The sequence below is a fragment of the Alteribacillus sp. HJP-4 genome (genome assembly GCF_042139015.1).
Classification (GTDB): domain Bacteria; phylum Bacillota; class Bacilli; order Bacillales; family Marinococcaceae; genus JBHIKY01.
Genome location: NZ_JBHIKY010000014.1, coordinates 41,154 through 61,503, shown reverse-complemented (window position 1 = coordinate 61,503; position 20,350 = coordinate 41,154). Strand labels below are relative to the sequence as shown.

At 45.7% G+C, this 20,350-nt stretch carries 19 protein-coding genes, 1 tRNA gene and 1 other annotated feature; of the genes, 19 read left to right on the top strand and 1 reads right to left on the bottom strand.

The window, feature by feature from the left end; genetic code table 11:
* Nucleotides 1-32: 32 nt before the first annotated feature.
* Entirely contained in the window at nt 33-419 is a 387-nt protein-coding gene (locus ACE4RR_RS13785) for a YslB family protein (RefSeq protein ID WP_375536009.1), read from the bottom strand.
* 114 nt (nt 420-533) lie between these two features.
* Between ACE4RR_RS13785 and ACE4RR_RS13780 the strand changes: the two genes are divergently transcribed.
* The 19 genes from ACE4RR_RS13780 (at nt 534) to ACE4RR_RS13690 (ending at nt 20,330) form a co-directional block, all read left to right on the top strand.
* Nucleotides 534-1,886, top strand: a complete 1,353-nt coding sequence (locus ACE4RR_RS13780; protein WP_375536008.1) for a TrkH family potassium uptake protein — start codon at nt 534-536, stop codon at nt 1,884-1,886.
* 403 nt (nt 1,887-2,289) lie between these two features.
* Complete coding sequence (locus ACE4RR_RS13775; RefSeq protein WP_375536007.1) at nt 2,290-2,919, top strand: succinate dehydrogenase cytochrome b558 subunit; 630 nt, start codon at nt 2,290-2,292, stop codon at nt 2,917-2,919.
* A 15-nt stretch (nt 2,920-2,934) separates the two neighbouring features.
* Entirely contained in the window at nt 2,935-4,713 is a 1,779-nt protein-coding gene (sdhA, locus tag ACE4RR_RS13770) for a succinate dehydrogenase flavoprotein subunit (protein WP_375536006.1), read from the top strand.
* Nucleotides 4,713-5,474: a succinate dehydrogenase iron-sulfur subunit gene (gene sdhB / locus ACE4RR_RS13765; RefSeq protein ID WP_375536005.1), complete on the top strand. Its 762-nt coding sequence runs from the start codon at nt 4,713-4,715 to the stop codon at nt 5,472-5,474. Before sdhA ends, sdhB begins: the two co-directional genes overlap by 1 nt.
* Before the next feature lie 480 nt (nt 5,475-5,954).
* A complete protein-coding gene (locus tag ACE4RR_RS13760) occupies nt 5,955-6,179 on the top strand; it encodes a helix-turn-helix domain-containing protein (protein ID WP_375536004.1) in 225 nt (74 codons plus the stop codon).
* 379 nt (nt 6,180-6,558) lie between these two features.
* Complete coding sequence (locus ACE4RR_RS13755; protein WP_375536003.1) at nt 6,559-6,822, top strand: phosphocarrier protein HPr; 264 nt, start codon at nt 6,559-6,561, stop codon at nt 6,820-6,822.
* On the top strand, nt 6,822-8,546 hold the full coding sequence (gene ptsP, locus ACE4RR_RS13750; protein WP_375536002.1) for a phosphoenolpyruvate--protein phosphotransferase: 1,725 nt from the start codon (nt 6,822-6,824) through the stop codon (nt 8,544-8,546). The genes ACE4RR_RS13755 and ptsP overlap by 1 nt, the downstream gene beginning before the upstream one ends.
* A 196-nt stretch (nt 8,547-8,742) precedes the next feature.
* The gene (locus ACE4RR_RS13745; protein ID WP_375536001.1) at nt 8,743-9,189 is read left to right on the top strand and encodes a MarR family winged helix-turn-helix transcriptional regulator; all 447 of its coding nucleotides are present in this window, start codon (nt 8,743-8,745) and stop codon (nt 9,187-9,189) included.
* Nucleotides 9,190-9,228: 39 nt separating this feature from the next.
* Nucleotides 9,229-10,035 (top strand): glutamate racemase, encoded by an 807-nt coding sequence (racE, locus tag ACE4RR_RS13740; RefSeq protein ID WP_375536000.1) that lies wholly within the window; start codon nt 9,229-9,231, stop codon nt 10,033-10,035.
* 82 nt (nt 10,036-10,117) lie between these two features.
* Complete coding sequence (locus ACE4RR_RS13735) at nt 10,118-11,227, top strand: GerMN domain-containing protein (protein WP_375535999.1); 1,110 nt, start codon at nt 10,118-10,120, stop codon at nt 11,225-11,227.
* 125 nt (nt 11,228-11,352) lie between these two features.
* On the top strand, nt 11,353-12,117 hold the full coding sequence (rph, locus tag ACE4RR_RS13730) for a ribonuclease PH (protein WP_375535998.1): 765 nt from the start codon (nt 11,353-11,355) through the stop codon (nt 12,115-12,117).
* A 1-nt stretch (nt 12,118) separates the two neighbouring features.
* Nucleotides 12,119-12,712 carry an XTP/dITP diphosphatase gene (locus ACE4RR_RS13725; protein ID WP_375535997.1) on the top strand — a complete coding sequence of 198 codons (594 nt, stop codon included), beginning with the start codon at nt 12,119-12,121 and terminating at the stop codon, nt 12,710-12,712.
* A gap of 20 nt (nt 12,713-12,732) precedes the next feature.
* Nucleotides 12,733-13,248, top strand: coding sequence for a metallophosphoesterase family protein (locus ACE4RR_RS13720; RefSeq protein WP_375535996.1), 516 nt, complete (start codon nt 12,733-12,735; stop codon nt 13,246-13,248).
* A 529-nt stretch (nt 13,249-13,777) separates the two neighbouring features.
* A tRNA-Arg gene (locus ACE4RR_RS13715) sits at nt 13,778-13,854 on the top strand.
* 284 nt (nt 13,855-14,138) lie between these two features.
* Nucleotides 14,139-15,044 carry a branched-chain-amino-acid transaminase gene (ilvE, locus tag ACE4RR_RS13710; RefSeq protein ID WP_375536039.1) on the top strand — a complete coding sequence of 302 codons (906 nt, stop codon included), beginning with the start codon at nt 14,139-14,141 and terminating at the stop codon, nt 15,042-15,044.
* Nucleotides 15,045-15,069: 25 nt separating this feature from the next.
* Nucleotides 15,070-15,324, top strand: a binding site (T-box leader).
* Between the two features lie 122 nt (nt 15,325-15,446).
* On the top strand, nt 15,447-17,162 hold the full coding sequence (gene ilvB, locus ACE4RR_RS13705) for an acetolactate synthase large subunit (protein ID WP_375536038.1): 1,716 nt from the start codon (nt 15,447-15,449) through the stop codon (nt 17,160-17,162).
* Nucleotides 17,159-17,680, top strand: a complete 522-nt coding sequence (gene ilvN / locus ACE4RR_RS13700) for an acetolactate synthase small subunit (protein WP_375535995.1) — start codon at nt 17,159-17,161, stop codon at nt 17,678-17,680. The genes ilvB and ilvN overlap by 4 nt, the downstream gene beginning before the upstream one ends.
* Nucleotides 17,681-17,773: 93 nt before the next feature.
* The gene (ilvC, locus tag ACE4RR_RS13695; RefSeq protein WP_375535994.1) at nt 17,774-18,796 is read left to right on the top strand and encodes a ketol-acid reductoisomerase; all 1,023 of its coding nucleotides are present in this window, start codon (nt 17,774-17,776) and stop codon (nt 18,794-18,796) included.
* Nucleotides 18,783-20,330, top strand: a complete 1,548-nt coding sequence (locus ACE4RR_RS13690; RefSeq protein WP_375535993.1) for a 2-isopropylmalate synthase — start codon at nt 18,783-18,785, stop codon at nt 20,328-20,330. Before ilvC ends, ACE4RR_RS13690 begins: the two co-directional genes overlap by 14 nt.
* The last annotated feature ends 20 nt before the right edge of the window (nt 20,331-20,350 follow it).

Genomic DNA, 20,350 nt, shown 5'->3' with positions numbered 1-20,350 from the left:
AAATAGCCTGCTTCCCATTTGAACAGGGCTGATTATTTGTCCCAATGAACTTGAAAGGTTAATTGTGATTTCTTTGGAATGATAAAGGTTTCTGTAAATTTGCCTGTTTGAATCTCCAGCTGTTGTGCCAGAAAGCCGGCTTCGAGCTGAAAATTAAACGATTTTTCACCAGAGGCTGGATGATCTAATTCGAATGCCATTTCTCTTTTTTTTCTTTTCAGGATCGTCAGTTCGCCCCATCCGGCTTTATGGAAAAAATCTTGAATGTCCTCGACTGTTTCCAGCGGGTACTTTCTGGCAATTACTTTTCCTCCCCAATAAAGAATATCCGCTTCCTCATTTCCCAGCAATTCAGGAAGAAGCGTTCCCCGCAATATTTCATAGCCAAAATCTGTATACAGTCTCTCTGTTTGTTCCACAATATCCCCACCTTCTCCACCACACATTATACCTGCTAAAACTGAGAATCTCTATAGCGCATGTATTTTATAAATGATATACTAAAGCCCGAATTCTTTGCGGAGGTATACAAGATGAAAAAAGGGTTAGAGCAATTTATGACTCCTTTTAGGATGATCATTTCTTCATATATTTTTTCCATGTTTTTATTCAGCTTTCTGCTCTGGCTCCCAGTTTCTCAGCAGCCGGGTACGAATCTGAGCTATCTGGAAGCATTATTTACCTCCGTTTCAGCAGTGAGTGTGACGGGACTGACAATGATCAATGTATCTGAGTCACTCAGCTACACCGGGGTCTTTTTTCTTGCACTCGCCATGCAGATCGGCGGTATTGGCATCATGTCTCTCGGGACGTTTGTATGGATGCTTCTCGGGAGAAAAATAAATCTGTCGCAGCGTCTGGTTATAATGGTGGACCAGAATCAGTATCAGTTCTCAGGTATGGTCCGGCTGCTGCGGGGTATATTACTGCTTGCGCTCGGAATTGAGCTCGTTGGGGCGCTGATTCTCGGTACATATTTTTTACAGTACTTTGAAACGGCAGGGCAGGCTTATTATCAAGGGGCGTTTGCTGCGCTGAGCGCTTTTACAAACTCTGGTTTTGATGTCACCGGTCAGTCCTTGATTCCATTCGCCAACGATTACTATGTGCAGTTCATCGTTATTCTGCTTATATTTGCCGGAGCGATTGGATTTCCAGTGCTGATTGAACTGAGAGAGTACTTTTTGGGCAAGCATAGAGGCTTTACCTTCAGCCTTTTCACAAAGGTTACTGTAACAACCTACTTTCTTGTTTTTCTTGCCGGAGTTGCAGGGATCTGGGTTCTTGAAGGAAATTCTTATTATGATGGTATGGCCTGGCATCAGCAGTTTTTCTATTCAGTTTTTAATTCTGCGACAGCACGAAGCGGTGGATTATCGACGATGGATGTCTCCGAGTTTACACTGCCGACATTGCTGTTCATGTCGATGCTGATGATAATTGGCGCAAGTCCATCGAGTGTGGGAGGCGGTATTCGGACGACTACTCTGGCTGTCATGTTTCTGACAATTCGAAGCTTTGCACTCGGGAAAAGTGACGTAAAGGTGTTCGGCAGAGAGCTTCATCCGGAAGATAAACAAAAAGCATTTATTGTCATTTCGTTTTTTCTTGCGGGTCTTTTTACTTCAATTATATTAATCAGTGCTTTTGAGCAGGGTAATAATAATATTGCATTAGTTGATATAATTTTTGAAGCAAGCTCTGCATTTGGTACGTGCGGCCTGTCAACCGGAGTGACTCCTGATTTGACGAGTGGAAGCCAAATTCTTCTGATGCTGATGATGTTTATCGGCCGCGTTGGAATCTTAGTGTTTTTATTTTCCGTAAAACGCAAGGAAACACAATCCTATTATAAATATCCGACAGAACGCATGATTATAGGATGATGGATTATTTTTTGCAGGGCCTTTTTTTCATACAAATACAGGCCTGGCACGGGAAAGAAGTCAAGTAAACGGATACACCGATTTCTTGACTGGCTCTTAAAGTGGGAGTACAATAAATTTGTCGGAAATGAGGGGAACAGAGCAGAATTGTAGACTATTCAGACTAATTAGTCTTTTTCGCTTTCCCCCGATGCTCTCAACTACCCATACATAGGTGAATAATGAACAGTCCTGTCAGCAGGCCGCACACAGCGGCTTTACAGCTTGAAGTGACTGTTTTAATTATGTGGAGCACCCGTTTTCCGAATAGGGGCCAGGGAGGTTGTTTCATCCGCACAATTATATAATTTAATAATCATAATCACCTATCGTTCAGGCAAAATTATTTTGGGGGGACATTGGCATGGCTGAAAATCGTGAATTTTTTAACCGCAGACTGCATTCCCTGCTCGGTGTTATACCGGTCGGAATTTTTCTTATCCAGCATCTGACGGTCAATCATTTCGCAACTCGTGGAGCAGAATCATTTAACGCTGCGGCTCATTTTATGGAAAGCTTGCCGCTGCGCTATGCATTGGAAATTTTTATTATATTTCTTCCTCTGCTGTTCCACGCAATTTATGGACTTTACATAGCGTTTCAAGGAAAAAGTAATACAAAGCGCTATGGCTATTTCAGGAACTGGATGTTTCTGGCCCAGCGTATTACCGGAGTGATCCTGCTTGTATTCATTTCGTGGCACGTATGGCAGACAAGAATTCAAGCTTCCTTTGGCGCAGATGTCAACTATGACATGATGGCAGATATTTTAAGCAGTAATTTTATGCTTGTCTTCTATATTGTCGGTGTCCTGTCTGCGACATTTCATTTTTCTAATGGACTCTGGTCATTTCTCGTTTCCTGGGGAATTACTGTGAGCCCTCGTTCACAGCAGCTTGCAACGTATGCGACAGTCGGCATTTTTCTCGTTCTGTCCTTTATGGGCATGAGAGCAATCTTCGCTTTCATCGACCCAAGCTTAGCGAATATGTAAGGAGTGGGTCTTTTTATGAGCAATGGTAAAGTTATCGTAGTCGGCGGCGGCCTCGCAGGACTGATGGCGACAATAAAAGCAGCTGAAGCAGGCGTTCAGGTAGATTTGTTTTCGCTCGTACCGGTGAAACGTTCTCACTCTGTCTGTGCTCAGGGCGGTATTAATGGAGCGCTGAATACGAAAGGGGAAGGAGATTCTCCCTGGGAGCACTTTGATGACTCTGTTTATGGCGGCGACTTTCTCGCAAACCAGCCTCCAGTAAAAGCAATGTGTGAAGCGGCCCCTGGAATTATTCATCTGATGGACCGAATGGGCGTTATGTTTAACCGGACGCCGGAAGGTCTCCTCGATTTCCGCCGCTTTGGAGGAACTCAGCACCACCGTACAGCTTTTGCCGGTGCAACAACCGGCCAGCAGCTTCTTTACGCACTTGATGAACAGGTCCGCCGCTATGAGGTAGCCGGACTGGTCAATAAATATGAGGGCTGGGAATTTCTTTCCGCTGTTTTAGATGAAGATCAGGTCTGCCGCGGCGTAAGTGTACAGAACCTCCGCTCGATGGAAATTGAAACGTTCCGTGGTGATGCAGTCATTATGGCCACTGGCGGTCCTGGCATTATTTTTGGAAAATCCACCAACTCGGTGATTAATACAGGCTATGCGGCAGCCTCTTTATACGAACAGGGAGTATACTATGCCAACGGTGAATTTATTCAGATTCATCCGACAGCAATTCCCGGTGATGACAAGCTTCGTCTTATGAGTGAATCAGCACGTGGTGAAGGCGGACGAGTTTGGACGTATAAGGACGGAAAGCCATGGTACTTCCTCGAAGAGAAATATCCGGCGTATGGTAACCTTGTGCCGCGTGATATCGCAACACGTGAAATATTCGACGTCTGCGTGAATCAGAAACTCGGCGTCAATGGTGAAAACATGGTTTACCTTGATCTTTCCCATAAGGATCCAAAGGAGCTTGACATCAAGCTTGGTGGCATCATGGAGATTTACGAGAAGTTTATGGGAGATGACCCTCGTAAAGTACCAATGAAGATATTCCCTGCTGTACATTATTCGATGGGCGGCATGTGGATCGACTATGATCAAATGACCAATATTCCAGGTTTGTTTGCCGCAGGCGAATGTGATTATTCCCAGCACGGAGCAAACCGTCTTGGTGCCAATTCGCTCGTATCTGCGATTTACGGCGGAATGGTTGCAGGTCCAAAAGCAGTAGAATATTTAAACGGCCTCGAAAAATCATCGGAGGATCTCTCCTCATCTGTTTTCGATGCCCAGCAAAAGAAGGAACAGGAAAAGTTCGATGGAATTATGAATAAAGATGGCAGTGAAAACGCCTATGTCCTTCATAAAGAGCTTGGGGAGTGGATGACTGCGAACGTTACGGTTGTTCGTGAAAATGAGAAGCTTCTCCAGACCGATGAAAAGATTCAGGAATTGAGCGAGCGTCTGGAAAACGTGAATATTAACGATACGGCAAAATGGAGCAACCAGGCTGCTTCCTTTACTCGTCAGCTCGGAGGCATGCTGAATCTCGCACGGGTGATGACCCTTGGTGCCTATAACCGTAATGAAAGCCGCGGAGCTCATTTCAAGCCGGAATTTCCTGAACGGAATGACGAAGAATTCCTGAAGACGACGAAGGCAAAATACAACCCGGCTAAAAATGGTCCTGATTTTGAATTCGAAGATGTAGATGTTTCCTTGATTAAACCTCGTAAGCGTGACTATTCGAAGAAAAAGGCAGGCAATAAACAAGGAGCTGGTAATTAATGAGTGAAGCAAAAAAAGTACGTTTTATAATTACTCGCCAGGAAGGACCGGATGAGGATTCCTATACCCAGGAATTTGAATTAGAGCACCGTCCGAATATGAACGTCATCTCTGCTCTAATGGAAGTCCGTCGAAACCCTGTCGATGCAAACGGCAACCCGACGTCCCCCGTTATCTGGGATATGAACTGTCTGGAGGAAGTATGCGGTGCATGTTCGATGATCATTAACGGTAAGCCCCGTCAATCCTGTACTGCGCTTGTGGATCAACTCGAGCAGCCGATCCGGCTTGAACCGATGAAAACCTTTCCGGTGATCCGGGACCTGATGGTGGACCGCAGCAGAATGTTTGATTCTCTGAAGCGGGTCAAAGCATGGATTCCGATTGACGGGACGTATGATCTTGGTCCTGGTCCGAGAATGGCTGAAAACAAACGGCAGTGGGCCTACGAGCTGTCAAAATGCATGACCTGCGGTGTGTGCCTGGAGGCATGTCCGAACGTGAATGACAATTCTGAGTTCATTGGACCTGCAGCACTTTCCCAGGTGCGGCTCTTTAACGCCCACCCGACAGGTGAAATGAACAAATCAGAACGTCTTGAGGCGTTAATGGGAGATGGAGGACTTGCGAACTGTGGTAACTCTCAGAACTGCGTGCAGTCATGTCCAAAAGGAATTCCTTTGACAACTTCCATTGCCGCATTAAACCGCGACACTGCACTTCAATCGTTCAAAAATTTCTTCGGCAGCGACCGGACGTAAAAATAAGTACAGAATACTTTCCCTGTTTTCGCGTTAACACCGCGGGAGCGGGGATTTTTTATTTTTAATAGTGCCTTAACTGCTCCGCTGGGATTTTCTTAAAGCAGCTATATGCTAAAATCGCTGCTGATAATTTTCAATTACGGATAGATATGTGTATGATTACCCCTTTACAAAAAGATGGTTGATTAGGGCCGGGCAAACGAGACGCCAGGTCGATTAAAACCGGCAACGTCTTGTGGCCAACATCATCGACACTAGCACGTCCGTCGCGGGCTGTCCGGCAGGATTTTAGTTAAAACACCCATACGCGGCTTTCCGAACTCTTATTCTTTATCAGAGTTATGTGAAAATCCTTGTATTTCTGCACAATCAAATGCTTTGAGCATAGTATATTGCGACTATATTCTTTTCTTCCTCCGGCTCTTTCGATAGAAAGTTACAAACGGAGACAGCCTTGCCAGGAAAGGGTGAAGCCATTTGAGGGAGTTGGATAGAGGCTACCGTTCCGTTTTAACAAAAAGAGAGCGGGAAGTCTTTGAGTTATTAGTACAGGATAAGACCACAAAAGAAATTGCAGCCCAATTATTTATTAGTGAAAAAACTGTGCGTAATCATATTTCAAACACAATGCAGAAATTGGGTGTCAAGGGGCGATCTCAAGCTGTTATCGAATTGATACGGATGGGAGAATTGACAATTTAACAGTCTGCCGGCTTTCCATGTTGAAGGCCGGTATTTTTTCTTGAAGTCGTGGATTATGAATGTTATAATACCGTTTAGTTGAAAAGCTGCTATCACTACACCATATCTATCCATTTACGTGTTACTGATACGATCAGGCATGAGTAAATGCTCAGAGAGTTTTTACAGCCGCTGTTTTTGTGAACAGCTCCTGTTCCTTCCTTCTGAGCTTGCTCATGTCTTTTTTAATGTGATGGAAGCCGCTGAATTCAAGAATGTTGGTTTAATTCGGCGCGTTGGTGGTAACGTAATAGAAAGCTGACAACTTCCGCTTGACCTGAGGCAGAGTCCTTAGTATGTTTATGTAAGCGATATTACTAATTGAAAAGGGGATAAGAAAATGGAACAAAAAACTTTCACAATCACAAATGACACAGGAATTCACGCACGTCCGGCTACCCAGTTGGTAAACAAAGCAGGACAGTTTGCATCTGACATTACACTTGAATACAATGGTAAATCCGTGAACCTTAAATCTATTATGGGTGTTATGTCACTTGGTGTCGGCAAAGGCTCTGATGTAACTATCAAAGTGGAAGGCTCTGATGAAAAAGAAGCCATGGCTGCAGTAGAAGAAGTAGTGAAAGAAGGGCTAGGAGAATAATGGCTGAAAGCTTAACAGGCATCGCCGCTTCTAAAGGCATTGCTATTGCAAAAGCTTTTGTTTTAGAACAGCCTGATATGGACATCCAAAGAAAAACGACCGATGATTCGCAAGAAGAAATCGGTCGTTTTAATGAAGCGGTCAAAAAGTCCAAAAACGAACTGCTGGCCATAAAAGAAAAGACATACAAAGAAATGGGAGAAGACAAAGCAGAAATTTTTTCTGCCCATTTACTTGTGCTTGAGGACCCGGAAATTGTCGATGGCGTATCCTCTAAAATCAGCGAGGAAAATGTAAATGCGGAATTTGCAATGAAAGAGATTTCGGATACGTTTGTCGCTATGTTTGAAAGCATGGAGAATGAATACATGAAGGAACGTGCTGCTGACATACGCGATGTATCCAAACGCGTTCTGCTGCACCTTCTCGGTATGGAGAATACCAACCTTGCTTTGATCGATGAGGAAACGGTCGTAATTGCAGAAGACCTGACTCCGTCGGATACGGCTCAGTTGAATCTTGAATACATCCGCGGCTTCGCTACAGATATCGGCGGACGCACTTCTCATTCTGCCATTATGGCTCGATCTATGGAAATACCGGCAGTGGTTGGAACCAAAAATGTCACCAGCACTGTCAAAACAGGAGACTTAGTGATCATTGATGGAATGGAAGGGGAGGTTGTCCTTCATCCAGATGATAATACCATTGCAGCCTTCAAAGAGAGACTCGAGGAATTTAATAAGCAGAAACAGGAGTGGGCAAAGCTTATTAACGAACCTTCCGTAACAACGGATGACCATCGGGTCGAGCTTGCCGCAAACATTGGTACGCCTGGAGACATGGAAGGTGTACTTTCCAATGGAGCAGAAGGCATTGGCTTATACCGTACCGAATTTCTTTACATGGGCAGAGATGAGCTCCCGACAGAAGAAGAGCAGTTTGAAGCTTATAAAGAAGTATTGAGCCGGATGGAAGGCAGGCCGGTTGTCATCCGGACGCTTGATATCGGTGGAGATAAAGAGCTTCCTTATTTGAACCTCCCGAAAGAGCTTAATCCTTTTCTCGGCTTCCGGGCGATTCGTCTTTGCCTTGAAGAAACCGATATGTTCAAAACTCAGCTCCGCGCACTGCTTCGAGCAAGTGCTTTCGGTAATCTGAAGATAATGTTTCCTATGGTTGCTTCCGTAGAAGAGGTAAGACAGGCAAAAAAAATTCTTGAAGCAGTAAAAGAGGATTTGATCAAAGAAGGCATTGACGTGTCCGAAAAAGTAGAAGTCGGCATTATGGTCGAAATACCTTCTACTGCTGTCGCTGCAGATATCTTCGCTAAGGAAGTTGACTTCTTCAGTATTGGAACAAACGACTTGATTCAATATACGATGGCCGCTGACCGTATGAGTGAAAAAGTAGCTCACTTGTATCAGCCGTACCATCCCGCGATTCTGCGACTCATAAAGAATGTAATCGATGCCGCTCATAAGGAAGGAAAATGGGCCGGGATGTGCGGTGAAATGGCTGGAGAAGAAACGGCTGTGCCATTACTGCTCGGGCTCGGGCTTGATGAATTTAGTATGAGCGCTACATCTGTACTGCCGGCCCGGAGCCAGCTCCGGAAGATTTCCCGCTCAGAGGCAGAGAAGCTTGCCAATGAAGCAATTCAGCTGTCAACAGCGGATGAAGTGGAAGAATTAGTATCGTCTAAAGGCTTTATTTTATCCTGATACTGATTTTTAAGCGCTGCCCCGGAGCTGTGTCGGAGGCGGCGCTTTTTCTATTTCCTTCACCAGCACTGGGTTGAAGGCATAATATAATGGAAAGAATATAAGGCAAACGTGTGACGATTACTTACGGATATCTTGAAAATTAAATGAAAAAGAGTAAGAATAGAAGAATGATCGAAAAACAGGGAGGAAAATCATGCTGACTCAAACCGAGGTTGCGGGAATTGAAAAATCATTACGGCACGTTTCTTATATTGTGAAACAAAAAGGACGGGAGATTTTAAATCAATTTCCGATAACACCGCCTCAGTTCGTTGCTCTCCAATGGCTGCAGGAGCACGGGGATATGACAATTGGCGAGCTTTCCAATCATATGTACCTTGCATGCAGCACGACAACTGATTTAATTGACCGAATGGAGAAAAATGAACTGGTGGAACGAGTAAAGGATCAGAAGGACCGGCGGGTGGTGCGGATTCATTTACTAGAAAAAGGCGAACGTATCATAAAAGAAGTAATTGAAAAACGCCAGAATTACCTGCAGGAAATTCTCGAGGATTTCTCAAGTCAGCAGGTCGAGGCTCTCGACAACAGCATTGATTTACTTCACCGTCTTATGACATCAGAAAAACAAAAAGTGTAAGAACTTCACCTATTAAAATAAGAAATTGAGGGACTGACGTTGGACAGACCGATTGGAGTAATTGACTCAGGTGTCGGCGGACTGACCGTGGCAAGAGAAATTGCGAGACAGCTGCCGAAAGAAGAGATGATATATATAGGTGATACGATCCGCTGTCCGTACGGCCCGAGACCGGTTGAAGAGGTCCGGACCTATACTTGGCAGATGATTCACCGCCTGCTTCAGGAAAATATAAAAATGCTTGTCATTGCATGTAATACGGCTACTGCTGTTGTACTTGAAGAAGTAAAAAAGACTCTTTCCGTTCCGGTTGTCGGGGTTATTCTCCCCGGTGCCATTTCTGCTCTTAAGGTCACAAAAAAAGACCATGTCGCGGTGATCGGCACGGAAGGAACGATTCGCAGCGGTGCGTATGAAAAAGCATTGCGGACCATTAACGAACATATTAAAGTGGATAGTCTTGCCTGTCCTCCTTTTGTTCCATTAGTTGAGCAGGGGATCTGCAGCGGAGAAGAAGCACTTTCCATTGTTCAAAAGACACTGGCGCCATTAAAAGGAAAGGCATTTGATGCATTAATTCTTGGCTGTACCCATTATCCGCTGCTGCACGAAGTGATCAGTGAAGCTGCCGGACCGTCTGTTACTTTGATTTCTTCTGGTGATGAAACGGCCCGTGAGGTAAGTACCCTTCTTAACTATCATGCTATGATATGCACGTCGAACCGTACTCCGGATCATGCATTCTATACAACGGGATCCGCCCGGCAGTTTAAGCAGGTTGCTAATCTATGGCTTGACGGCAAAGCAGAAAATGTACAGTCTATTTCGCTCGATAAAGTAGTATAGAACCTGATTAATAATCTAAGGTCTATTTCCTCTGAAAGCTCGTATACATGTTAGTACAAACTAGCATGGGAGGGAATGGAAGATGGAAACGAAAAAAATGTTCGGGGCAGCGGCATTCCTGCTCGTACCCCTTATCCTGCACGGCTGCGGATTCGGGGGCAGTGACGAAGCCGCTGAAGAATCCGAGGCTTCTCTTACCGAATTCACGGAAGAAGAACTGATGGAAGAGTTTGACCATGAAGCGGACGAGTCGGGAGAAGCAAAGCCTTCCGAGGAAAAAGACGACTCAAAAGATAAAGCAAAAGAAGAACAGGAAGAAACGGTTAAACGTGAGCTGTATTTACTGGATGAAAACGGGAAGGTAGTTCCACAAACCTTTGACCTCCCAAAAACGGATAGTGTATTAAAGCAGTCACTCGAATACCTGGTAACGGACGGGCCGGTTTCTCCATTTTTACCGAATGGATTCCAGGCAGTGCTTCCACCGGAGACTGCAGTAGATGTGCACCTTGAAGAAAATGGCACCGCGATTGCTGATTTCTCTACGGAGTTCGAATCTTACAACCCGGAAAATGAGCTGGCTATCCTGCAGGCAGTGACATGGACACTCACTCAGTTTGAAAATGTAGACGAAGTAAAATTCCGGATTAATGGGTATGACCAGGAAATGATGCCTGCGGAGAAAACACCGATCGGAGAAGGATTCAGCAGAGAAAACGGTATTAATTTAGAGGCCGGCTCGGTCAGTGATATGACAAGCAGTGAAAGTGTCACTGTCTACTTTTTATCACAGCAGGGAGATAATCCTTATTTTGTCCCCGTCACCCGTCGTGTAGAAAGCCAGGGAGAAGAAGATATGCTGAAAACAGCAATCGAAGAGCTTACGAAAGGTCCGTCTTCGGAAAGTGAACTCTTTAATGCCGTCCGGGACGGAACGGAGCTTGCCGCTGATCCCGTTATCAAGAAAAATGTTGTCTCTTTAACCTTCAATGAGTCGCTTCTTTCCGAAGAAGGCGGCAAAGGAACTGCAGCAGAAGCGTTAGAGGCGATTGCTCTGACTGCCACCGAAATTGAAGGCATCGGCCAGGTGGATCTGAACGTCGAAGGTGCCGGTGACGAGAATGCGGAGGCTGCAGAAGTTATTGCAGAACCTATCAGCAGACCAGATTTCATTAATGAAGCAGAGCTTTAGAAAAGGACGTTAATCTGCTATAATCATACGCGCATAGACAAGGCGGCCGTGCTGCCTTGTTTTTATGAGTCGAACAAAAATATACTCAAAGACATAATTGGTTGAGGATTAGGGAGGTCGCACATATGGCACGACTAGATGGAAGAATGGCCGATGAATTACGGCCTGTAACGATAGACACGGAATTTTTGAAGCACCCGGAGGGAAGTGTCCTAATCACAGTCGGGGAAACGAAAGTAATTTGTACAGCTAGTGTGGAAGACAGGGTCCCGCCGTTTATGAGAAATGAAGGAAGAGGCTGGATTGCAGCAGAATATTCCATGCTGCCGAGAGCCACAGAAAAACGTAATATCCGCGAAGCAGCAAAAGGCAAACTGAGCGGCCGAACAATGGAAATTCAACGGTTAATCGGCAGGGCACTCCGCTCTGTAGTTGATCTCACTGCCATCGGAGAAAGGACTATCTGGGTCGACTGCGATGTAATTCAGGCGGATGGCGGCACGAGAACCGCTGCAATTACCGGGGCGTTTGTGGCGATGGTAATGGCCCTTCAAACATGTGTGGATCGAAATAAAATAAAACAGCTTCCCGTAAAGGATTATTTGGCGGCCATTTCTGTCGGAGTGACAGCCGAACAAGAAGAGATTCTCGATTTATGCTACAAAGAGGATGCGTCAGCGAGCGTGGACATGAATATTGTCTTAACAGGAAATGGAGAGTTTGTAGAACTGCAGGGCACCGGAGAAGAAGCTTCCTACAATCGTTCTCAGCTGAACCGTCTCTTAGACCTCGGAGAAAAGGGAATTCAGGAATTATTTTTAATTCAACAGGAAGTGCTCGGAGAGACCGGTTCCCGCATCGGCACTTTCCTTGAAAAGAAGGACCGTTGATATGAATACAATTGTAATTGCTACAAAAAATGAAGGAAAAATCCGCGAGTTCCGTGAGCTGTTAAAGGGTAAAGCAGAAGTGAAGTCTTTGCTGGACATTAAAATGGCTGATATTGAAGAAACCGGAGTCACCTTTGAGGAAAACGCTGCTCTAAAAGCAGAAGCGGTAATGAAAACCTTCGGATTTCCTGCGGCAGCTGATGACTCCGGGCTTGAAGTGGATGCTCTCCAGGGCGGACCTGGTGTTTATTCTGCCCGGTATGCCGGCCCAGAGAAAGATGATAAAGCCAATATCAATAAACTGCTTCACGAGCTGGACGGTGCGCCTTCCGAAGAACGCACAGCCAGATTTGTTTGTGCGATTGCCGTAGCTGTTCCGGACAAGGAAACATTGGTGGTCCGCGGAACCTGCGAGGGACGAATCGCTGAAGCAGAGAAAGGTACCGGCGGATTTGGATACGATCCTGTGTTTTTTGTCCCAGAAAAAAATAAGACGATGGCCGAGCTGACGCCTGAAGAAAAAAATGCAATCAGCCACCGGTATGAAGCGCTCAAAAAGCTGAATTATTACTGGTCCGATCTGTTTCACGGCTGATAAAGGAGCGTAGAGGTACAATGAAATGTTTGATTCTCAGTGACAGTCACGGGAGCCAACAGGAGCTTCAGGAAGTGATTGATCGTCACATAGACGAAATGGACGCTGTTTTTCACTGCGGGGACTCGGAGCTTCGTGCATCATCTCCGGTTTGGAAAGGTGCTTTTGTGGTAGAAGGAAACTGTGATATTCCGGGCGAATTCCAAGAGTACCTTACCAAAGAAGTAAAAGGGATCAATGTTATGGTTACTCACGGCCATCTTTACAACGTAAAAATGACCAATGTTCCACTTTCTTATAAAGCAGAAGAAGAGGAAGCAGCGATCGCATGCTTTGGCCATAGTCACATTGCTGAAGCATTTCAAGAAAATAAGGTTATTTTTATAAACCCGGGCAGCCTGTTGCTGCCAAGAGGACGGCGAGAACAAACGTATGCTGTTGTCAGCGTCGTGGACAAACTGTGCACGGTTTCTTTTCTGGAAAGGATATCCGGAGAAGAAATTTCAGATATGCGACAAAGCTTTTCCATGGAGTAATCAAATTGAGACCGATTCCTTCGTCATCCTCCGGCTTACTCCAGAGCATTGTAGCCTTGAACGAAATCCAGGAAGATGGAACGAATGTGGACATGAGATTCGTTATTTAATCAATCTGTGCTGTTTAAAGAAAATAGCGGAACCAGTGTTCATAGAACCAGCTGTGGCTGGCCGGCATGCTTATCAATATGCTGCTTGCGGATGCTTTCCGCGTCAGCGCTTCAGCTAACCACCGGAAATAGCAAGAGAGGTTGATCAGAGCATAGCAAACGAGTTTGCGCTGGGGTGATCAATTGCTTTAACAAATAAAAAAGTCTAAAATTCAGCTATTAAGATTAACAGACATTTTTTCCACGACAGTACTTTTTCAGCAGCCTCGACCGTATGGCTGGGGGAATTCGTACTGCAATCAGCCCGCTTTAATTCATATACTTAGCTGGTATGCTCGAAAATAAGGTTGACTTCAAAAACGGAATATACTATTATTAAACTTGTCGCAAAAGCCGATCGTATAATAAGTATACGTTATGTCCCAGTAGCTCAGCTGGATAGAGCAACGCCCTTCTAAGGCGTCGGTCGGCGGTTCGAATCCGTCCTGGGACGCCACTTTTATAAAATTAACCAGAACTTCCCGCGCATGCCGGTGAAGTTTTTTTGTTTGGCCTTATTCCATATATAAGAAGTGTGTAAACGCATTCATAAAGATGCACATTAATCCGAATCGTCTAATAATTTATAAAAAGTGGTTGACCGCGCCTCTCAATCGGCGTATTATAAACGTCAAACACGTTTTGTCGCTAACAGAAATACAAATGCCTGCCCCGAAAGTACAGGGTGCATATTATTTTACCGCAGCGATGGATGGAATGGACATCAGGGGTGATTTAGAAGTGGAGGAGCAGTGGATTTATTTAAGCGGTGAATTTGTAAGGAAAGAGGATGCTAAGATTTCAGTGTATGATCACGGCTTTCTTTACGGAGACGGAGTCTTCGAAGGGATCAGGGTCTACAATGGAAATGTCTATAAGCTGGAAGAGCATCTTATCCGCCTATACAATTCAGCAAAATCTATTATGCTCGATATTCCAAATACGATGGAGGAAATGCAGGAGATCATCGTGGAAACTCTGCGGAAAAATCAACTGAACGACGCGTACATTCGACTAGTCGTCTCCCGCGGTGTCGGCAACCTGGGACTCGATCCGTCCTCGTGCTCTGAGCCGCAGATCATTGTCATCGCCGAAGAGCTTGCCATTTATCCAAAGGAATTTTACGAAAATGGCCTTGAGATCGTGACAGTTGCTACTCGTCGTAACCGTCCGGATGTTCTGAGTCCAAAAGTGAAGTCGTTAAATTATCTGAACAATATACTTGTCAAGCTTGAAGCCGGCCTGGCCGGTGTCAGTGAAGCATTAATGCTCAACACCGAAGGCTATGTCGCAGAAGGCTCTGCAGATAATGTGTTCATTTACAGAGACGGTACTTTAATTACACCTCCGGGCTATATCGGTGCATTAGAAGGAATTACCCGTAATGCTATTGTAGAAATGGCAAGGGATATAGGATATAATGTGAAGGAAGAACCTTTTACCCGCCATGATGTGTACACCGCTGATGAAGTGTTTCTCACCGGCACTGCGGCAGAGGTTATCGCTGTAGTGAAGGTAGATGGACGCATCATTGGAGATGGAAAACCGGGCACCGAAACTAAGCTTCTGCTCGAAGCATTTCGCAGTAAGGTTGTACAGGATGGCGTAAAGGTTTATACTCAAGAAAAAGAGGCCGGAGTCGGCTGAATTCTTAAAAATTACAATTAACTATGTTAACACGCAGAAGAGGAAAAGTAATTTTCGTAATTGGTATCTACAGAGAGCCGTTGCAGCTGAGAAACGGCGGTACCCCCGGAAATGAACTCACCTCAGAGTGCCTATGTGAAAGCTGAGCTAGTAGCAGAGGCCGGGCGGAGACTTACACATCTTCTCCCGTTATCAGGTGATGACAGTGAAAACTGTCGCTGAGGCGGCTTATGCCGTGAAGAAGGGTGGTACCGTGAAAAGAAATCTTTTCACCCCTTCGGCCAGATATAAAACTGGCCGGACAGGGTGGGAGGATTTCTTTTTTTATTGTCAATAGATAGATTGTGAAAACAGGGAGAAAAATTATAGATCATAAGGAGGATACGAACAATGAGTCCGAAGATGAAAGAAATGGATGGTCGAGAGTTGAAAGTGGAAAATCAAGAAATGTCAGGGTCGAGTATGCTCATCCAGGCATTGGCGAGGGAAAGCGTCGATGTCATCTTCGGGTATCCGGGCGGGGCGATATTGCCGACGTACGATGAAATCTATCGTACCGGCATCCGCCATATTCTCGCCCGTCATGAACAGGGAGCCATACACGCTGCTGAAGGGTATGCGAGAGTTTCCGGCAAGCCGGGGGTCTGTGTCGTAACATCCGGCCCTGGAGCAACTAATGTCGTAACAGGAATTGCTGACGCCATGATTGATTCCCTGCCGCTCGTGGTCATTACCGGTCAGGTTGCTACAAGTGTGATCGGCACTGACGCTTTTCAGGAGGCGGACGTCATTGGAGTGACAATGCCGATTACGAAGCATAACTATCAGGTTCGTGATGTCGATGAACTGCCAAGAGTTATCAAAGAGGCCTTTCATATTGCGACGACAGGACGTCCGGGGCCGGTATTAATCGATCTTCCTAAGGACGTGTCGGTGGCCACGGGATTTTTCAATTATGATCCGGCTGTCAATCTGCCGGGGTACCAGCCTACTGTGGTGCCGAATAAACTTCAGATTAAAAAATTAACAGAGGCAGTGAAAACTGCAAAACAGCCAGTCATCTTGACAGGTGCAGGCGTTCTTCATGCCGGAGCTTCCGAAGAGTTGCTGAAATATATTGAAAAGCAGCAGATTCCGGTTGCGAGTACTCTGCTGGGACTTGGTGCCTTCCCTGGAAATCATGAATTGTTCCTTGGAATGGCAGGTATGCATGGAACGTACTCCTCTAACATGGCGCTTCACAAATGCGATCTTCTAATCAGCGTCGGTGCCCGCTTTGACGACCGTGTGACAGGTAATCTCAAGCACTTTGCACCGAACGCAAAAGTTGCTCATATTGATATCGACCCGGCAGAGATCGGCAAAAATATCGAAACTCAGATTCCGGTTGTCGGAGACGCAAAAGAAGCACTTAGGATGCTGAATGAAGTCGATGCAGAGCCGTGTGACTGTACGGAATGGAAAGAGACGCTGAACGGCTGGAAGAGAGAATATCCACTTTGGTATAAGAACGAAGAGGGAATCGTGAAGCCACAGCGCCTCATGGAAATGATTTATGAGGAAACAGAGGGAGAAGCGGTCGTTACTACAGATGTCGGCCAGCATCAGATGTGGGCGGCTCAGTATTACAAATTTGATAAACCGAACATGTGGGTAACCTCAGGTGGGCTCGGCACGATGGGATTTGGTTTCCCTTCTGCGATCGGCGCTCAGTTTGCAGAACCGAATAAGCAGGTGGTGGCGATTCTCGGCGATGCCGGTTTTCAAATGACAGCACAGGAAATGTCGGTGCTGCAGGAGTTAAACCTGCCAGTAAAAATTATACTTGTCAACAACGCATCACTTGGTATGGTCAGACAATGGCAGCAGCTGTTTTATGAAGAACGCTATTCTAATTCCCTCTTTCCGATTCAGCCGGATTTCGTCAAAATGGCGGAAGCCTACAGTATCAAGGGATGGAAGGTAGAAAGCGATAAGGAAATGCAGGAAACGCTCCGTGAGGCATTAGCTTACGACGGCCCAGTGCTGATGGACTGTAGAGTTCATAAAACAGAAAATGTTTATCCGATGATTGCTCCTGGCAAGGGGCATCAAGAAATGGAGGGAATTAAGCCATGAAACGAACCATCATCGCGACGGTAAATAACACATCCGGTGTCATGAACCGGATCACCGGATTGTTTGCGCGGCGCCATTTCAATATTGAAAGTATCACTGTAGGCATGACGGAAAACCCTTCTGTTTCCCGGATGACATTTGTAGTAAATGTAGATGATCACCGCGCTCTTGACCAGGTGATTAAGCAGTTGAACAAACAGGTCGATGTCCTGAAGGTACGCGATATTACCGATGAAGCGATTGTAGCGAGAGAGCTCGCCTTAATCAAAGTAGTGGCAGCACCGCAGCATCGCGGAGAAATATCAGCGTTAGCGGAGCCTTTCCGTGCATCGATTATTGATGTAGGCAGAGAAAGTGTGACCCTTCAGGTGACGGGGGATCAGCAGAAGGTAGAAGCGCTGATTGATCTCTTAAAGCCATATGGCATAAAAGAGCTGGCCCGCACCGGTATAACCGCATTTAAGCGGGGTACGAAAAAAAGCGTTTTTGAAAATCCGAAGTATTCCATTATTAATTAAGAAAGCTCCAATTGTAAGTCATCAACCAAACTGAATGACCGCTGCAGCTGGTGATCTTAAAATATTAAACAACACAAAAGGAGAGAGTGAATCATGGCTAAAGTATTTTATAACGGGGATGTAAACGAAGGACTTCTGCAGGGAAAGACAGTAGCAATCGTAGGGTATGGATCTCAAGGACACGCCCACGCACAAAACCTCCGCGAAAGCGGCGTCGATGTAGTAGTTGGGCTGCGCCGGGGAAAATCCTGGGACCAGGCAACAGAAGACGGTTTCAACGTGCTGAGTGTGCGAGAAGCATCTGCTAAAGCAGACGTTATCATGATCCTGCTTCCGGATGAGTATCAGCCGACAATTTATAAAAACGAAATTGAGCCTGAGCTCGCGGAAGGAAAAGCACTTGCATTTGCCCACGGTTTTAATATTCATTTTAACCAGGTAGTTCCTCCATCTGATGTTGACGTATTTATGGTTGCTCCGAAAGGGCCGGGACATATCGTCCGCCGCACCTTTGAAGACGGAGCAGGCGTACCGGCACTTATTGCTGTTCACCAGGATGCGACAGGACGCGCGAAAGATACAGCACTTGCGTACGCAAAACAAATCGGGGCCGGACGTGCAGGTATTCTGGAAACATCCTTCCAGGAAGAAACCGAAACGGACCTTTTCGGTGAGCAGGCAGTACTGTGCGGCGGTACCTCTGCATTAATTAAAGCAGGCTTTGAAACTCTCGTCGATGCGGGGTATCAGCCAGAGGTTGCCTATTTCGAATGCCTCCATGAAATGAAGCTTATTGTAGACCTTCTTTATGAAAACGGCCTAGAAGGAATGCGTTATTCTATTTCTGACACAGCTCAGTGGGGAGACTTCCAGGCTGGCCCGCGTGTCATTACCGAAGACACAAAAGCTGCTATGCGCGACATTTTGACTGATATCCAGACCGGTCGTTTTGCAAAAGGCTGGATTCTTGAAAATCAGGCGAACCGTCCAGAATTTAATGCAACAAATGAACGGGAAAGAAGCCACCAGATTGAAAGAGTCGGCCGTGAACTGCGTGAAATGATGCCGTTTGTGAAAGGTAATTCTAAAGGAGTGGTGGGTAGTGCGAAAAATTAACGTCTTTGACACGACGCTTCGTGATGGGGAACAGTCCCCCGGTGTGAATTTGAATTTCGAAGAGAAAATGCAGATTGCAAAACAGCTGGAACGCCTCGGTGTAGATATTATCGAGGCCGGTTTCCCGGCTGCTTCTGAAGGAGACTTTCAATCAGTAAAAACGATTGCAGAAACAGTAAAAGGAAGCTCCGTTACCGGCCTGTCCCGTTCCATAAAAAAAGAAATTGATGCGTCGTGGGAGGCGTTAAAAGGAGGGGCAGAACCGAGACTGCACGTCTTTATTGCCACCTCTCCTATTCACATGACCCACAAACTCCGCATGACACCTGATCAAGTGATCGAAAATGCGGTCGATTCAGTCAAATATGCCAAACAAAGATTTCCGCACGTCCAATGGTCTGCCGAGGATGCCTGTCGCTCAGATCTCGATTTTCTCGTGAAAATTATTGAAAAAGTAATTGATGCAGGGGCTGAAGTAATTAATCTGCCGGATACGGTTGGGTTTATTACACAGGAGGAAATCCGCCATATGTTCACATATATTCGTGAAAATGTGCCGAACAGCGACAAAGCGATCTTCTCTACGCACTGCCATGATGATCTCGGGATGGCTACAGCAAATTCTCTTGCAGCGATTGAAGCAGGGGCAGGGCAGGTTGAGGGAACGATTAATGGCATTGGCGAGCGTGCCGGAAATGCTTCTTTAGAGGAGATTGCGGTGGCTCTTAAAATCAGAAATGATTTTTATAAAGCTGAAACAGGTTTAACTCTTAATGAAATTAAACGTACCAGCGCACTCGTCAGCAAGCTGACAGGAATGGTGGTTCCAAAAAATAAAGCAGTGGTTGGGGATAATGCCTTTGCACATGAAGCAGGTATTCATCAGGACGGCGTGCTGAAGGAAAAGACCACGTATGAAATTATCACTCCAGATCTTGTCGGGGTTGCTTCCAATAACCTCGTACTCGGAAAGCATTCAGGCCGTCACGCCTTTAAGGAAAAGATTCTGGCGCTTGGCTACAATGCTACGGAAGAAGAGCTGAATAAAGTCTTTAAAGCATTCAAAAGCCTTGCCGATAAGAAGAAAGAAGTTACGGATGAAGACATTTTTGCTCTTATGACTGAGGAAAAAGCCGGTGAAGCCGTTAAATATTATGAAGTAGAAGCGCTGCAGGTGAATTATGGCACGAATAATATTCCGACAGCAACGATTACAATGCGAAATCCTCAAGATGAACTTGTTCAGGAGGCTGCCACTGGCTCCGGGAGTGTAGAAGCGGTATACAATACGCTCGGACGAATCATCGGCGGAGAAGCTCATTTGAAAGACTACCGCATTCAATCGATTACCGGTGGACGTGACGCACTGGCTGAAGTTTTTGTAAAAGTAGAGTATGAAGGCCACGAAACGACAGGACGCGGTACTGCTCATGATGTGCTTGAAGCTTCGGCAAAAGCCTATATTAATGCAGTGAACCGCGTAATGAACCGTAAAAACTGGACGAAGCAGGAAACTGATAAAATCCACTTGTAGGAAGTGGACTGCTGAAAAGG

Bases quoted from the DNA above. Each gene is read 5' to 3' on its own strand.
- ACE4RR_RS13780 (WP_375536008.1), top strand. From the start codon at position 534: ATGAAAAAAGGGTTAGAGCAATTTATGACTCCTTTTAGGATGATCATT.
- ACE4RR_RS13775 (WP_375536007.1), top strand. From the start codon at position 2,290: ATGGCTGAAAATCGTGAATTTTTTAACCGCAGACTGCATTCCCTGCTC.
- sdhA (WP_375536006.1), top strand. From the start codon at position 2,935: ATGAGCAATGGTAAAGTTATCGTAGTCGGCGGCGGCCTCGCAGGACTG.
- sdhB (WP_375536005.1), top strand. From the start codon at position 4,713: ATGAGTGAAGCAAAAAAAGTACGTTTTATAATTACTCGCCAGGAAGGA.
- ACE4RR_RS13755 (WP_375536003.1), top strand. From the start codon at position 6,559: ATGGAACAAAAAACTTTCACAATCACAAATGACACAGGAATTCACGCA.
- ptsP (WP_375536002.1), top strand. From the start codon at position 6,822: ATGGCTGAAAGCTTAACAGGCATCGCCGCTTCTAAAGGCATTGCTATT.
- ACE4RR_RS13745 (WP_375536001.1), top strand. From the start codon at position 8,743: ATGCTGACTCAAACCGAGGTTGCGGGAATTGAAAAATCATTACGGCAC.
- ACE4RR_RS13735 (WP_375535999.1), top strand. From the start codon at position 10,118: ATGGAAACGAAAAAAATGTTCGGGGCAGCGGCATTCCTGCTCGTACCC.
- rph (WP_375535998.1), top strand. From the start codon at position 11,353: ATGGCACGACTAGATGGAAGAATGGCCGATGAATTACGGCCTGTAACG.
- ACE4RR_RS13725 (WP_375535997.1), top strand. From the start codon at position 12,119: ATGAATACAATTGTAATTGCTACAAAAAATGAAGGAAAAATCCGCGAG.
- ACE4RR_RS13720 (WP_375535996.1), top strand. From the start codon at position 12,733: ATGAAATGTTTGATTCTCAGTGACAGTCACGGGAGCCAACAGGAGCTT.
- ilvB (WP_375536038.1), top strand. From the start codon at position 15,447: ATGAAAGAAATGGATGGTCGAGAGTTGAAAGTGGAAAATCAAGAAATG.
- ilvN (WP_375535995.1), top strand. From the start codon at position 17,159: ATGAAACGAACCATCATCGCGACGGTAAATAACACATCCGGTGTCATG.
- ilvC (WP_375535994.1), top strand. From the start codon at position 17,774: ATGGCTAAAGTATTTTATAACGGGGATGTAAACGAAGGACTTCTGCAG.